The sequence below is a fragment of the Shewanella sp. SR44-4 genome (genome assembly GCF_014163715.1).
Classification (GTDB): domain Bacteria; phylum Pseudomonadota; class Gammaproteobacteria; order Enterobacterales; family Shewanellaceae; genus Shewanella.
Genome location: NZ_JACJDU010000051.1, coordinates 15628 through 31475 on the forward strand (window position 1 = coordinate 15628; position 15848 = coordinate 31475).

The 15848-nt window shown below is 41.3% G+C and carries 14 protein-coding genes; 13 read left to right on the forward strand and 1 reads right to left on the reverse strand.

Annotated elements, in window-relative coordinates; all coding sequences use genetic code 11:
- The 11 genes from H5125_RS18375 to H5125_RS18425 all read left to right on the forward strand — a co-directional run bounded on the left by H5125_RS18375 (position 1) and on the right by H5125_RS18425 (position 12615).
- A complete protein-coding gene (locus tag H5125_RS18375; protein WP_101088672.1) occupies positions 1 to 534 on the forward strand; it encodes a YfiR family protein in 534 nt (177 codons plus the stop codon).
- Entirely contained in the window at positions 531 to 2879 is a 2349-nt protein-coding gene (locus H5125_RS18380) for an ATP-binding protein (RefSeq protein ID WP_162024211.1), read from the forward strand. Before H5125_RS18375 ends, H5125_RS18380 begins: the two co-directional genes overlap by 4 nt.
- Positions 2879 to 4969 (forward strand): EAL domain-containing protein, encoded by a 2091-nt coding sequence (locus H5125_RS18385; protein ID WP_182744955.1) that lies wholly within the window; start codon positions 2879 to 2881, stop codon positions 4967 to 4969. The genes H5125_RS18380 and H5125_RS18385 overlap by 1 nt, the downstream gene beginning before the upstream one ends.
- A gap of 213 nt (positions 4970 to 5182) precedes the next feature.
- Positions 5183 to 6019, forward strand: a complete 837-nt coding sequence (locus H5125_RS18390; RefSeq protein WP_182744956.1) for a metalloregulator ArsR/SmtB family transcription factor — start codon at positions 5183 to 5185, stop codon at positions 6017 to 6019.
- Positions 6020 to 6083: 64 nt separating this feature from the next.
- On the forward strand, positions 6084 to 7103 hold the full coding sequence (gene arsB, locus H5125_RS18395; protein WP_162024208.1) for an ACR3 family arsenite efflux transporter: 1020 nt from the start codon (positions 6084 to 6086) through the stop codon (positions 7101 to 7103).
- 76 nt (positions 7104 to 7179) lie between these two features.
- Entirely contained in the window at positions 7180 to 7674 is a 495-nt protein-coding gene (locus tag H5125_RS18400; protein ID WP_182744957.1) for a tyrosine-protein phosphatase, read from the forward strand.
- Between the two features lie 61 nt (positions 7675 to 7735).
- On the forward strand, positions 7736 to 8746 hold the full coding sequence (locus tag H5125_RS18405; RefSeq protein WP_182744958.1) for an ArsJ-associated glyceraldehyde-3-phosphate dehydrogenase: 1011 nt from the start codon (positions 7736 to 7738) through the stop codon (positions 8744 to 8746).
- A gap of 5 nt (positions 8747 to 8751) precedes the next feature.
- A complete protein-coding gene (arsJ, locus tag H5125_RS18410; protein ID WP_182744959.1) occupies positions 8752 to 9969 on the forward strand; it encodes an organoarsenical effux MFS transporter ArsJ in 1218 nt (405 codons plus the stop codon).
- A 327-nt stretch (positions 9970 to 10296) separates the two neighbouring features.
- Positions 10297 to 10473, forward strand: coding sequence for a DUF1328 family protein (locus tag H5125_RS18415; RefSeq protein WP_101088664.1), 177 nt, complete (start codon positions 10297 to 10299; stop codon positions 10471 to 10473).
- Between the two features lie 79 nt (positions 10474 to 10552).
- A complete protein-coding gene (locus H5125_RS18420; RefSeq protein WP_182744960.1) occupies positions 10553 to 10747 on the forward strand; it encodes a hypothetical protein in 195 nt (64 codons plus the stop codon).
- 215 nt (positions 10748 to 10962) lie between these two features.
- The gene (locus H5125_RS18425; RefSeq protein WP_182744961.1) at positions 10963 to 12615 is read left to right on the forward strand and encodes a diacylglycerol kinase family protein; all 1653 of its coding nucleotides are present in this window, start codon (positions 10963 to 10965) and stop codon (positions 12613 to 12615) included.
- 20 nt (positions 12616 to 12635) lie between these two features.
- On the opposite strand, the gene H5125_RS18430 is transcribed toward H5125_RS18425, so the two are convergent.
- On the reverse strand, positions 12636 to 14003 hold the full coding sequence (locus tag H5125_RS18430; protein ID WP_101088661.1) for a sigma-54-dependent Fis family transcriptional regulator: 1368 nt from the start codon (positions 14001 to 14003) through the stop codon (positions 12636 to 12638).
- Positions 14004 to 14273: 270 nt separating this feature from the next.
- On the opposite strand from H5125_RS18430, the gene H5125_RS18435 reads away from it, so the two are divergent.
- The gene (locus H5125_RS18435; RefSeq protein ID WP_182744962.1) at positions 14274 to 14750 is read left to right on the forward strand and encodes a glutamyl-tRNA reductase; all 477 of its coding nucleotides are present in this window, start codon (positions 14274 to 14276) and stop codon (positions 14748 to 14750) included.
- Between the two features lie 353 nt (positions 14751 to 15103).
- The gene (locus H5125_RS18440) at positions 15104 to 15655 is read left to right on the forward strand and encodes a BON domain-containing protein (protein WP_182744963.1); all 552 of its coding nucleotides are present in this window, start codon (positions 15104 to 15106) and stop codon (positions 15653 to 15655) included.
- Positions 15656 to 15848 lie beyond the last annotated feature (193 nt).

Genomic DNA, 15848 nt, shown 5'->3' on the forward strand with positions numbered 1-15848 from the left:
ATGAAAAAAGCTAATTTGAGTCGACAGATATTGTATTCATTATTGATTGTATTTGTGCTGCTTCCGCGTTCATCAATAGCCCAGGACTCGTTTGATTTAAAAGCGGCGTTTACCTATAACTTTGCTAAATTTACTCAGTGGCCTGAATCGCGTCTCCATGAAAAATCGGCGTGGAAAATATGTTTTTTTGGTAATCAATATCGTGACAGTTTTATTGAATTGGCTAATAAAAAATTGGCCGGTCAATCCATTGCAGTCATTCAACTTTCAGAAACAAGTGCAATCGCACAATGTGATGTGGTCTTCATTGATACCAACTCAAGAGATTTAACCCGTCGTTTGTTTTTGGCTGTCGATAATAAACCTATTTTAACGGTTTCGGATATCTCGGGGTTTGCAGTGCAAGGAGGCATGATTGAAATCATCGAGCAGGATAAACGATTATATTTCAATATTAATAGTAAGGTGTTAGAGGCATCAGGCTTAAACATCAGTTCACAGGTATTGAAATTAGCACTTGAGGTAAAGCGATGAAAATAATAAATTTTGCATCAATCCGAACAAAGTTGATTTTTTCAATGCTAGCGATCGCTATTATTGTCATTGTTATTATTTCTTCATCATTAATCACTAAACAATATGCCGTGACAAAAGAGAAGGCCGAACAAGGCTTGGCGGTGTTAAGTGATATTGTTGCGAGCAATAGCCTGTCAGCGGTTATTTTTAATGACCCAACATCAGCAGAAAAAACCTTATCTGCACTTATTGCTCAACCAGATATTATGCATGCGGCAATATATAACCCTACTGGGAGTCTATTTGCTACTTATCAGGGCAATAAGGCTTATCAAAGTAGTATTGATCAGCAAACGTTATTAAATATTATTTCTTCCAAGAAAAAACTGACGCAGTTTAATCAAGATGGCGTGCATTCATATACCCCACTAGTATTTGAAGGTGAGGTGGTGGGATTACTGCATATTACCGATAATATGAACGAATTCACCAAGCAACTAGACGACTATTTAGTACTTGTTTTATCCACCAGCATTTTTGCCATTTTTGCCAGCTTGTTGGTGATGTTTTGGTTGCAATCTTTATTCACCAAGCCACTTAATACCCTGTTAGAAGTGATAGAACATATCTCAAATAATAAAGACTATACGCAACGCGTAAACCTCAAGTCTAATGATGAATTCTCTCAGTTGGCGCACAGCTTTAATGTGATGATCGGCGAGGTTGATGCCCGAGGTAGACAATTAGAAACCATTAACCATGAATTAGAAAATCGAGTATCAGAGCGCACGTTTGAATTACAACAAACCCTTGAGATTGCCAAAAAAGCCAGCCAGGCCAAATCTGAGTTTTTAGCGGTAATGAGCCATGAAATTAGAACGCCACTCAATGGCATTGTTGGTTTTTCAGATCTACTGACCTCTTTTAAATTAAATAAAAATGTGTCCAACACGGTTCAAATGATCAACGACTCAGCACAAACATTGCTGGTGCTGTTGAATGAAGTGCTCGATTTCTCGAAAGCAGATGCCAATAAAATGGATTTAGACATTAAAGAATTTAATTTGCCCGATCTTGTCACTTCTGCATGCCATTCTCATAAAGTGTCGGCAGAGAAAAAAGGCCTTAATTTTGACGTGTTCATATCGCCATTGATCCACGAAAACTATTTGGGTGACTCCGTCAGAGTGCGACAAATTATTAATAACTTTGTCTCAAACGCTATAAAGTTTACACACCAAGGCGCTATTTCGGTACAGATAAGCGAGCACATGGAGGCTTCAGATACCTTTATTACGTTTACAGTTAAAGATACCGGTATTGGCATTGCGACAGCTAAACTAGAGAGTATATTTACCCCCTTTATGCAGGCTGATAACTCTATTACCCGCGAGTTTGGCGGAACCGGCCTTGGTTTAGCCATTTGCCAACAACTCGTCGTATTGATGAATGGCCGTTACGGTGTAGAAAGCACCTTAAATGAAGGCAGCAACTTCTGGTTTAGCATTCCACTTGTACCACAAGACAACTCATTCATCGCTTCTCCTGCAGTAGTTGAACCGGATAAGAGTGTTCAGGCAACGTATCGATCAACAACCGTGCTTGTTGCTGAAGATAATGTGGTCAATCAGCTGGTGGTAAAGAGTCTGCTAGCGTCTTTGGGGCATCAGTGTGAAATTGTTAATAATGGCCAAGAAGCCATTGTCCGAGCGAGCGAGAAAAAGTTTGATTTAATCTTTATGGATTATCATATGCCAATAGCTGATGGAATAGTTGCAACTAAAGCAATCACTGAGTTAGGTCAGAATGGTATTAATAATGAAACCCCTATCATCGCACTTACTGCAGATATCCAACCAAGTGTTAAAAGGCTATTCCGTAATGCTGGCGCTAAAGACACGTTGTTAAAACCTTTTACCCGCCAGAACCTATCTGAATGTATGAATAAATGGGTGTTTGAACCTGCGAGTCTTTCCGAGGTTGTCGAAGATACTCAGGACGAGGCGTCGTTAGTATTTGTTGATGGACCGCTTGATGACATTCAACAAATTTCGCCAGATGACTCGTACGATCTTGTTAACAGCATAGTGGATTTGTACTTACAAAATGCACCTGAGTTAATTAAAAATATTATAGAAGGCGTAGTCGACAATAATGCCGACCAAGTCTTTAAATCTGCACACTCTTTAAAGTCCAGTTCGGCCAATGTCGGGGCGATAAAAATTCAAATGTTAGCGAGCCAAATAGAGTTGTTTGCACGTTGTGGTGACTTGAGCGATGCCAATCATCTCGCAGACACATTATTGCCCGTGTTTGAACAAACGAAAGAGGCAATATTGCTAAAGTTAGCGAGGTTTGTTTAATGTTATTAAATACACTTCAAGATGTGGTGCTAATCGTTGATGATGACCCTGTCATTCGGATTCTGATGCGTCGAGCATTAAACCAGTCAGTGGGTAGTATTATTGAGGCGAGTAGTGGTGAAGAGGCGATACAGCTTTTTTCTGAGCACTCTCCAGATTTAATATTACTCGATGTGTCGATGGATAACATGGATGGTTTTGAATGCTGTTCAATGATCCGTTCATTACCTGAAGGGGATAATGTCGCCATTATTATGGTGACAGCACTAGATCAGCCGCAAGATATTCAAAAGGCCTTTGATGTAGGTGCAACAGACTTCATGACTAAACCGGTTAAGTGGCCGCTGCTGAGTCACCGCATTCACTATGTGCTGAAAGCTAATAAAACAATCAAAGAGTTAACTAAGAGTAAAAACAAACTCGCCAGAGCACAAAGTATTGCTCACTTGGGCTCGTGGGAATGGGACTTCAAATCCAGTAAGTTAGACTGCTCTGATGAGGTGTATCGCATGCTGGGTATGCAACCTCAAGAGATTGATATTACGTTCTCCAAATTGTTAGAAATCATCCACCCAGATGACCGAGAATTCTTAAAGCTAACCGTTAAAACAGCCTTAAAAACCAGGCAGTCGTATGATATTGAATATCGTGTGTTACATGGTAGTGGAGAGGTGATTACCCTGCATGATAGAACCGATATCACTTACGATTTTGGCGAACCACGGATTAATGGCACTTTGCATGATATTTCTAGTCGGAAAAAGTCAGAGCAAGAAATCGCGTATTATGCCTATTACGATACCTTAACGGACCTGCCGAACAGACGTAAGTTTTTGTTGCAGTTGGACTCTGCGATTGCTCTAGCTAAGCGTCACACAACCAAATTAGCATTGTTGTTCATTGATTTAGATCATTTCAAAAGAATAAACGATACGTTGGGGCATAAAGCGGGAGATGAATTGTTATGCGAAGCAGCCACACGTATTAAAAACTCGGTACGCATGTCAGATGAGCTCAGTGTGGGGAGTCGGGGAGATTATGAAAATGAACACCTTGCCCGTTTGGGCGGGGACGAATTCACCCTACTTTTATGTGAACTAGAAGTGTTCGATAATGTAGCGGTTATTGCTCAGCGAGTGCTAGATGCACTCTCTAAGCCCTATATTATTCAGGGACAGCAAACGTTTATTTCGGCCAGCATAGGTATTTCGTTTTATCCTGATGACGGCGCCACCGGCGATATTTTGTTGCAGCATGCAGACACAGCCATGTACGAAGTGAAAAATAACGGCAAAAACGGTTATCAATTGTTTTCTCATGATATGCATAAGTCGTTAATGGATCGGCTTCAAATAGAAGCTGAACTACGTGAAGCGGTAAGATTAGGCAATCAACTTATGTTGTATTATCAGCCACAAGTTGACTCTGTGAATGGCAATATTATTGGGTACGAAGCATTGCTACGTTGGAATCATCCAACAAGAGGCTTGTTAGCGCCGATAGATTTTCTCGCGATTGCTGAAAGTAGCGGCTTGATTATCCCTATTGGAGAATGGGCTTTGCTTGAAGCTTGTAACAAAGCGAAGAAAATACACATTGCAGATGCGAATTTTCAGCGCATGGCTGTTAATCTATCGGCATTGCAATTCAACCATGCAAATATTTTTGACCACGTTAAAAGTGCACTTGTTGAAACCGGTTTACCACCAAGCTTACTCGAGCTTGAAATTACAGAATCAGCCATCATCAGTAACGTCGATGAGGCGATTGCCTTGCTGTTTATGTTAAAAAAACTAGGTGTGAAGTTAGCCATTGATGATTTTGGAACCGGCTACTCTTCATTAAATTACTTAAAGAGCTTTCCCATTGATACATTGAAAATAGATAAATCGTTTGTAGATGGCATTGTGAGTAATCAAAAAGATGCCGCTATTGCTCGCACAATTGTGCAGTTAGCACTTAATTTAGAACTCAGTACGATAGCTGAAGGAGTCGAATTCATAGAGCAGCATGAGTTACTTAAGGCTATGGGGTGTACTAATTTACAAGGTTATTTGTATAGTAAACCCTTACCTTCGGAAATGGTTTGATTGTTATGTAATAGGCTCTCCAAATTGACCATTAACGTAAATTGGTGGCAGCAAAAAGGGCATATTTAAATGAGCGCGCCAAGACGCTTTTAATATCATTAATCCTTTAAGCCGATCAATTCATATTGAGTCGGTTTTTTTGTATCTCTACTTGTATATATAAATAATCATATATACACTTGGTCGTATATTTTTAATTCTTGTTTATCCGTTATGAAAAAGAAAACTGTGTTGTTTCTATGTACTGGCAATTCGGCGCGTTCGCAAATGGCTGAGGCGTTGTTACGCAATAAAGCGGCTGATCAATTTGATGTGTTCAGTGCCGGAACATCGCCAGAACAAGTCGATGTTCGAACTATTGAGGCTATTACTCGCTTTGGTATTTATGCGGGTGATTTAGTGTCTAAGCACTTGCAGACTTTTGCTGGCAAAGACTTCGATTATGTTATTACCCTTTGCGAAAAAGCTAATAATGAATGTCGTAGTTACCCTGGTGCAGGTAAACAATTGGCATGGGATTTCCCTGATCCTAAAACCCGTACAGGTAATCATCCATTTTCAAGCACCATGACCGAGCTTAACAATCGTTTGTCGATGTTTTTGCGGGTGGAAAATAAAGTCACTTCCAAGGCCTCGAATGAGATTATCATCGAGACAAAAATCGAAGATCGCAATCAATCTGCCCCAGAACGATTAATCGATTTCGATCCCATTACATTTTATAAATGCCTTACCGATGACATTCGCCTAAAAAGCTTAATGCTGACCCATTACCACGGTGAATTGTGTGTGTGCGAGCTGATGGAAGCGCTGAATGAAGAAAGCCAACCAAAAGTATCGCGCAATTTAGCCTTGTTAAAAAAGGCTGCGATTATTAGCGACAGAAAACACGGTCAGTGGGTGTTTTATCGCATCAATCCTAACTTACCTCAATGGGCTAAATCAGTAATAGCAGAAACCACTGAAAACAACCTTGGGTTGATTATGTCGCCATTAGAGCGGTTAGACATTATGCAAAATAGACCGAACAAGGTGAGTTTTTGTCGTTAATGCTGTGTTGTAAAAAATATTATTAATATTTTTGTGTTGTACCCTCATTGTTTGGAGTCTTGTTATGGGCATGTTTGAACGGTTTTTATCGGTATGGGTTGGTTTAAGTATGTTGGCCGGAGTGTTGTTAGGTTTATGGCAGCCAGATATCTTTCAAGCTATAGCAAACCTTGAAATCGCCCACGTTAACTTGGTTGTTGCGGTATTTATTTGGGTGATGATTTACCCCATGATGGTGCAAATTGACTTTTCGGCAATGAAAGATGTGGGTAAAAATCCCAAAGGATTATTGCTGACCGTGGTTATTAATTGGTTAATTAAACCCTTTACCATGGCGGCATTAGGATGGTTGTTTTTTAAGGTGTTGTTTGCCGATTTGGTCGACCCTGCATCTGCACAAGAGTATATCGCAGGGATGATTTTATTAGGTGTTGCGCCATGTACTGCGATGGTTTTTGTGTGGTCACAACTAACCAAAGGAGATGCGAACTACACCTTGGTGCAAGTGTCGGTTAATGATGTGATTATGATTTTTGCCTTTGCGCCAATTACCGCATTATTACTGGGCGTGAGCGATATTCAGGTGCCATGGGAAACCTTGCTTATTTCGGTATTACTGTATGTGTTGTTACCGCTATTGGCCGGAGTGACAACACGTTACTTGCTTAACCGCCGCCATGGATTAGCCGCAGTTAACTCATTTTTGGCTACCTTAAAACCATGGTCGATTATCGGCTTACTGGCCACTGTGGTGTTGTTGTTTGGTTTTCAAGCTGAAGTCATTGTGTCTGATCCGCAAACCATTGGCTTGATAGCTGTGCCTTTGATTATTCAAACTTACGGTATTTTTATTATTGCGTATATAGCAGCTAAATGGCTGAAATTATCCCATAACATTGCCGCTCCAGCTTGTTTAATTGGCACCTCTAACTTTTTTGAACTGGCGGTGGCCGTGGCGATATCGCTATTTGGGCTGCACTCAGGAGCCGCGTTGGCTACAGTGGTTGGGGTATTAGTTGAAGTGCCGGTGATGTTATCGCTAGTAGCCATTATTAATCGAACTCAACATTGGTTTAATCACTGATTTAGTCGCTTTGTGAGTTCAGTTTTATGAGCCAATTTGTTGAAAGCGTTTTTAAAGTTACTTTTTGGAGTTAACCATGCAACCTCATCCTTATGATGTTTTAACGTTAGATAATGGCGCCAAACTGATTTTTACTCCGTGCCCTGGTACCAAAGATGAAGCTGTATCTGCGTCAGTTGCTACATTGAAGGCGGCAGGTACAAAAATGCTAGTCACCTTGATGTTCGATGATGAAATCGTACGCAATGCAGCAGAATATTTACCTGCAGAATGTACCAAACAAGCCATTACATGGGTGCAATTGCCCATTGCTGACGATGCCGCGCCAAGGCAAGAGTTTGAAACCCAGTGGTTAGCCCATAAAACCCAGATTATTGAATTGTTAAATAACCAAGGCATTATTGCAGTGCATTGCAAAGGCGGTTCCGGCCGCACTGGATTGGTGATTGGTCTGATATTAGTCAGCTTAGGCTGGCCTAAAGATAAAGTCATTAATGCAGTACAAGCATTGCGGCCCAAGGCGCTAGTTCATCCGGTTCAGCGTGAATATTTTGATGCATTTAATGGTTAGCATGTAGTGATTAACCTTTGAAACGATAACTTAACAATGAGAGCAAGCTCAGGACACCATTATGACGATAAAAATAGGTATTAACGGTTTTGGCCGTATGGGACGTTTATCAATGCGCGCGGCATATGATTGGGACGATGTTGAAATTGTGCATATTAACGATCCTGCTGGTGATGCAGCCACGCTGGCGCACTTAATGACCTTTGATTCAGTCCATGGTCGTTGGCATCATGAGGCGACCCATAATGGTGATGCCATTGTGATTAACGGTAAAGCTATTCCTTGCAGCCGTAATGTCGCTACCCAAGACACTGACTGGTCAAAATGTGATGTGGTGATTGAGGCCTCTGGCAAGATAAAAACCAAAGCCTTGCTACAAGTTTACTTAGATCAAGGTGTAAAACGGGTTGTGGTGACTGCGCCAGTAAAAGAAGACGGCGTGCTCAATATTGTAATGGGCGTTAACGATGATTTATACGACAAAGCCATCCATCCCATCGTGACCGCAGCTTCTTGTACCACCAACTGTTTAGCACCAGTAGTAAAAGTGATTCATGAAAAGATAGGTATTAAGCATGGCTCAATGACTACGATCCACGATATTACCAATACTCAAACTATTCTGGATGCACCGCATCAAGACTTACGCCGCGCCCGTGCGTGTGGCATTAGTTTGATACCCACTACCACTGGTTCGGCTACCGCGATTACCCATATTTTCCCAGAGTTAAAAGGTAAGTTAAATGGTCATGCGATACGGGTGCCGTTAGCTAATGCGTCGCTCACCGATTGTGTATTTGAAGTGGCTCGTGGAACAACGGTTGAAGAAGTAAACCAACTATTGAAGCAAGCTGCTGATAAAGAACTGAAAGGCATTATGGGCTATGAAGAGCGCCCATTAGTGTCGGTTGATTATAAAACCGACCCGCGCTCAAGCATTATCGATGCGTTGTCGACCATGGTGGTGAATGACACCCAAGTGAAACTGTATGTGTGGTACGACAACGAGTGGGGATACGCTAATCGTACCGCTGAGCTCGCACGTAAAGTCGGCTTAGCAGATAAGGAATAAGCTTCATGGGGCTGGATACATTGCGTACCTTATCACCATCGATAAAACAGTACTTATTGATTACCGGTAATTACTGGGCATTTACCTTAACCGATGGCGCTTTGCGTATGCTGGTGGTGTTGTATTTCCACCAATTGGGTTACAGCCCGTTAAATATTGCGATGTTGTTTTTGTTTTATGAGATATTTGGTGTCGTGACTAATCTTGTTGGTGGTTGGTTAGGTGCAAGGCTTGGCCTAAATAACACCATGAACATTGGCCTAGGCCTGCAAATAGTGGCGTTAGCTATGCTTACCGTATCCACAGAAATGTTGACTGTCGTCTATGTTATGGCGGCACAGGCGCTGTCGGGCATCGCCAAAGATTTGAATAAAATGAGCGCCAAAAGTGCCATTAAAACCTTAGTGCCAGTAGATGCAGAAGGTAAGCTTTACCAATGGGTTGCGTTGTTAACGGGCTCTAAAAATGCCTTAAAAGGAGTGGGATTCTTTTTAGGTGGTGTGTTACTCACAGGCCTAGGGTTTACAGGCGCCATTATTTTAATGGCCACGTTATTAGGCATTGTATGGTTATGTAGTTTAGTGACCTTAAAAGATGATTTAGGCAAAGCGAAAAACAAACCCAAATTCAAAGATATTTTTTCTAAAAGTCAGTCGATTAACATCCTTTCGGCGGCGCGGATGTTTTTGTTTGGCGCCAGAGATGTATGGTTTGTGGTGGCATTACCGGTATTTTTAGCCACAACTTTTGGCTGGGATCATTGGTGGGTTGGTAGCTTTATGGCTAGCTGGGTGATTGGTTATGGTGTGGTGCAATCCATTGCACCTTATTTCACCGGTAAACGACAGGGAAAAGTGCCGAGCGGCCGAGCTGCTTTTACATGGGCAACTTATTTACTACTCATTCCTGCCGCAATTGCAGTCGCACTACATGCCGATTTTTATGTGCTAGAAAGTGTCGTCATCGGTTTATTAATGTTTGGCGCGGTGTTTGCGATTAACTCATCACTGCATAGCTACTTAATTGTTAGCTATGCTGGCAGTGATGGCGTGTCACTGGATGTGGGCTTTTACTATATGGCCAATGCCATGGGAAGGTTGATTGGAACGATACTGTCAGGTTGGGTCTATCAAGCCTATGGCTTAGAAGCTTGTTTATGGATATCGAGTGGTTTTATAGCTCTTGCTGCCTTAATTTCACTTAAGTTGCCTCATAAAAGGTAAGCCATTACAGCCGCTAGATGCATTTTTGTTTACACATCGATATTTCGTTATCTAACCGTGATAGCCTGAAACTCTTACCGTATCATCGGTAAAAATTGCCTGCTCATCTATGGCTTTCTCATTATTGACTTTCTTACTTTAAATTTTAAAACCATAAAAATCATGGTCTTATGGCTTTTTTTAAAAGTTGGCATGATGCTGGCTTTAACTAATTCATAGTCGTGGTGTGAATCGTTAATTTTTACGATAGAGATAAGATATTTGTATCAATCGTCAGCGTAAATTCAACGCACATCACAATGTAAACCGTACACCAAGGAGGTTTTTATGTTGGGCTGGACATTAATGTTTTTAGTGATAGCCGTTATAGCGGGTCTATTGGGGTTTACCGGTATTGCAGGTGCAGCAGCAGGCATCGCGAAAATTATTTTCTTTATTTTTATTGTGTTGCTAGTGATTTCGTTAGTAGCCAATGCGATTAGAGGCAAAGCTCCCCGAGGATAGTATTAACCCCTTACCTTAATCCAAGTTGAAGCTGCTTAAACAAGTTTATACGATTACAACCATCATCCAGGAGATGAATATGAATTTATTAAAACTACTGACAATGGCAAGTTTAATGGTGTTTTTAACGGCCGGTTTATCAGCATGTTCAGATAACAAAGCTGAAAATGCAGGTGAGAAAGTGGATGAAATGATCCAAGATGCCGGTAATGCAGTTGAAGATACATGTGAAGATGTTAAAGAAGGTATGAAAGCAGAAGATCCAGACTGCTAAGCATTATACCAATCACATTAACTATTTTATTTGTTTAAGTCGTTAAGTTTTACAACTCAAAATGCATTGTTCTAGGTAGAGTAACTCCATTTAAACCAATGTAAGTCGAAGTTGAATGTTTGACTGACAGCGACGTAATGACCAGATAGTTATTAAGATAAGTATTAGCCTAAGCAGCACACATGTGCTGCTTTTTTTACAACAGGAGGACCACAATGCTAACCCGTATTCATATTAAATATTACTATACTGTTGGCGCATTATTGGCTTTGTGCTTATGTGTGGCGCTTCCTTATGTGTTACTTAAGGTTATTTTTGCTTGGATTGCATTATCTTTAGGGCTGGTGAGTTCAGCTTATTGGTTTAATAGCGCAGGCATTTTCCGAAAAAGCCAAGATGGCAGCATTCCTTGGTATATAAGTTGGAGTTTTGTTCCCTTTTTAATGGGGTGCCAGCTGTATAACGCCTGGGCAAGAAAGCACGACAAAGTGCCCGTAATCCAAAAAATAGATAAGCAGTTGTATTTAGCCTGCCGATTGTTTCCCAGTGATATTGACCGACTTAAGCATGAAAAAATTGATGCAATTTTGGATGTTACTGCCGAATTTGACGCATTAGAGTGGACCTTGTTTGATGAAAATATTGGCTATTTAAATATTCCCATATTAGATCACAGCGTACCGACTGTCGCGCAGTTAAATCAAGCCATTAATTGGTTACACACTCAAGTCAGTAATGGTAAAAATGTAGTAGTGCATTGCGCGCTAGGCCGGGGGCGTTCGGTGTTGGTATTAGCGGCTTATTTAGTCTGCCGTGAGAGAAATCGTAATGTTAATGATGTGCTTAAATCCATCAATAGTATCCGCCAAACGGCACGGTTAAATAAATGGCAGTTGGCCGCTATAGAAAAAATGCATAGTCAGCAACAAATTAATATTCACAAACGTGCTTGGTTGATTGTTAACCCAGTGTCTGGTGGTGGTAAATGGCATGATGAAGCAGACCATATTACCCAAACCTTGACGGATTACTTTCAGCTTGAAGTGCTGTATACCGCCAAAGATAAGTCTGCAGTGCAATTAGCCAAACAAGCTAAACAAAAGGGCGCAGATATTATAGTTGCCTGTGGTGGCGATGGTACGGTTAACGAGGTGGCATCAGTGATTGTTGATACCGATATTTTCTTAGGTATTATTCCGATGGGAACCACCAATGCACTAAGTCATACTTTGTTTGGCGCCGCCAGTAAATTGGTGCCGGTATCGCAAGCGCTTGATATTTTGATTCAAGGTTATTCACAACGTGTTGATACTGCTACATGTAATGATGAGTTGATGTTGTTGCTGGTGGGGCTAGGCTTTGAACAAAAAATGATAGCGAAGGCTGACCGTGACCAAAAAGATGCCCTAGGACAATTAGCCTACCTTAATGGTTTGTGGGAGGCGGTAGGCGAAAACCAGCCATTGTCGATAAGAGTGCAGATCGATGGTGGCGATATTAAAGTGATTAACACCACTAGCCTAGTGATAGCCAATGCTGCGCCATTTACCAGCTTGTTAGCACTAGGTAATGGCGAGCCCAATATTACCGATGGCTTGTTAGATATTACCTGGATTGAATCGAGTGAGACATCGCCACAACAGTTATTGAGTATGACCGAGTTGCTATTTGCAGGCTTAACTGGAGAACGTGAAGATAATCAACAGAGTCAAATTCATCATGAGCAAGCAAAAAAAATCTACTTAAACACAGATTCGTCTTGCCAATATGTGATCGATGGTGAGTTATTTGAATCAGAAGATTTGTGTATTAAAGTCAAACCCAGGTCATTAAATGTGCTTGTGCCAGAAGCGAGCAAACACGTTTAATGAATGGGCGTTTAATGACGCTATGGTTCGTCTGAACCGGTTTGGTCTTCGTATTTACTGAGTTTGTTGTAAAGGGTTTTGACGCTAATACCGAGCTGTTTGGCAGTATCATTTTTATTGCCCAATGAGTTGTCGAGCGCTTGATAAATAGCTACTTTTTCAAGTTCATCTAAGCGCATACCAGCAGGTATTTGTACGTCGTCAGCTAAAGGCTCAGTTGATGGTTCCAGAGGTGTCACCGTGATATGACTTGGTAAAATAGTATCTTCTGCCAAAATATATGCACGTTCTATTGCGTGTTTTAGTTCGCGAACATTTCCGGGCCATTTTTGTTGTTGGATAAGTTTAATCGCATCATCTGAAAAGGTTTTAGTCAGTTTTTCAGCAGTATTTCGGTAGGCTAAAAAATGTTGTGCTAGGCCACTGATGTCATTGCTACGATCGCGTAATGGTGGCACTAGGATAGGGAAATGCGCTAAACGAAAATATAAATCTTCGCGGAAACGCCCAGCATCAATAGCGTCAGCTGGATCGCGATTGGTGGCAGCAACAATGCGAACATTGGCTTTTTTAAGCTGTTGTGAGCCGACAGAGCGATATTCATTGTTTTCGAGTACGCGTAACAATTTTACTTGATGTTCTAGCGGCATTTCGGTGACTTCATCAAGAAATAAGGTACCGCCTTCTGCTTGCTCGAATACACCACGGTGATCACGATGAGCACCGGTAAAAGCGCCTTTTACATGGCCAAACAGCTCACTGTCGACCAGTTCAGGGCTTAATGCACCACAGTTAATGGCGATAAATGGTTGGTTGATTCGGTGACTGGCCAGGTGAATGGTGTTGGCTACAAGCTCTTTACCCGCACCGCTTTCACCGACAATAAGTACGTTGCTTTCGGTTACGGCAACTTTACGAATAGTACGATACAACTTGTGCATTGCCCGCGATGAGCCAACCAACAAACCGTATTGGTCTAGTTCACTAGAAAATGGCTGTTGTTGTTTTGTCGATTGTGACTGCAAGTCTTGGGCAAAGTCTTCTAAGGTGTCGTTGATTGCGTCGGCATCGTAAGGCTGACGAAAATGATAACCAGCGCTTTTTGACATTAAGTAATCTAAGTTAGGATTCGGTTTACCTTCGCTTAAGAAGATGAACTCAATATCAGACATTAACGCACTGTCAGTTAACTCTGCGTATTCTAGTTGGCTTAATTGCGATAATTCAATGATCGCAACATCTATCGAGTTACTGTGCAGTTGGTCTAACCAGGGCTGGTCAACTGAACTAGCAATCTTATTAAAGTGTTGGCAACTCGGTAAGGCAAGGAGTCGTGCTTCACCTTCTTGACGACGGTGTAGATGATAAAAAAGTGTTGGACGTGGCATACCGATTCACTCCCTGTGGTGTTAAGTCTAATGTTTACCAGTGATGTCGTGTTGACAATCACCAGTGATCATTCCGTGTAATTAGGTAATTAACTCAGACCCGGACAAATTATAATAACTTTAACTATTAGAAGGTTAATTAATTTTTGCCCATGTACATGGGGTGTTCATGGTTTAGCTTTTGCTTAATAAGGTGTGCTGTACCCGTATATGTTACACAACCCATCCAACAAAGTGCCAGTAAAATTATCGAATGCAGGAGGATTTACATTGAAATCATTTACTCGAGACGAACAGGCTGAGTCCGATGTATGGCTATTGCATGAGGCTATTGATTTATGCCAGGAAGGACAACAATTTTATGTCCAAGCCACATTGGGGACCGACGATTACAACATCAAACGAATTTTTATCCACATGGCCGACATTCGAAAATGCATGCTGGATCGTTTAACACCATTGTTTAGCGTGGTGCGTTCAAGCCAAGCAAGGCCGATAGACAGTCAAACTTATCATCAACAATCCTCACATCGACACTATGCTAAGGCTGAGCAGGTTATACAGCATAAGCCGTTACCCCAAGCGATAGCGGTATTGGTTGAAACCGAACAACAGGTCTTGGCTCATTTAAAGCAAACGGCTAGAAAAACTAAAAACCAGCGTGTTGCTAGCCAACTTGCCGAGGGTATTGCTTGGCTGCAAATGAGCTGTGACACCATGAAAAACCTCTCCGTTGCTCATACTTAGCCATCGGCGACACAAACAGCGTGTTTTAATGGATGTTAATTTGTGACTAGCGTGTGTTTACCTGACTGGCAGCATAATAGTTTTTTTGCCTACGGCATTAGCTATCTGTTCATTCTCTGGAGGGGTCATTTAATGCTAGAGCAGGCTATTCCGCGAATGCAATTAAGAGTCATTAATTCTCATCGCAACGATGAAAAATTTACCTAGCGTCGGTAAAAAAGTCCGATATTATCATCTATCAGTAAGATGAAAATAACCATGAATACTTGTTAATTCATTATTAACAGATACTTATAATAATTGGCATGGTTCACGCATTGTATTCCTTGAGATTAACAACGGAGGAAAACTTTATGAACAAGACCACATTATCTGTAGTAATGAGCATTATGTTAGGTTCAATGGCATTCGGTGCAAATGCAGCACAAGATTGGCAAGATGATGCAAAAGATGCGTGGATCGATGGTAAAGCTGAAACCACACTTTTGTTAAATGCAAATCTGAACTCATTTGATATTAATACCGACGTGCATGATGGCAACGTGACCCTAACAGGTAAAGTTAACAGCAGTGTTGATAAGTCACTTGCTGGAGAGTTAATTAGAAGCTTAGATGGCGTGAAAGACGTTAACAATGAGCTTTCGGTGATGAAGCAGTACAGTGATGAAGACAGCAAGGATTTAAGTGACTCACTCACAGATTCGAAAGTTGCTACCGTAGTGAAAACCCGATTATTATTCTCTGCTGACGTGTCAGGTTCCGATATTAACGTCGATGTCGCTAATGGCGTAGTGACATTAAAAGGCACAGTGTCGAGTGATGCAGAACGTGATTTAGCCTTAGCCATCGCTAAAAACACCGATGACGTAAAAGATGTAGTCGATGAGTTACGTGTAACAGGATAATCTATTCGGTTATACTCAAACCAGCCTTTGGGCTGGTTTTTTTATGCCTAAAAAGCATGTGTAGCACTTAATACCAATCTCATTAAATATCTGATCAGTTCAGAGTCTCTCAGGTTTTTTAATTCAAGGCGCATTGATGTAGAAATGGCTGTTCCCTTTTAAATCGATGCAACACAGAAGTGGAATACCTGAG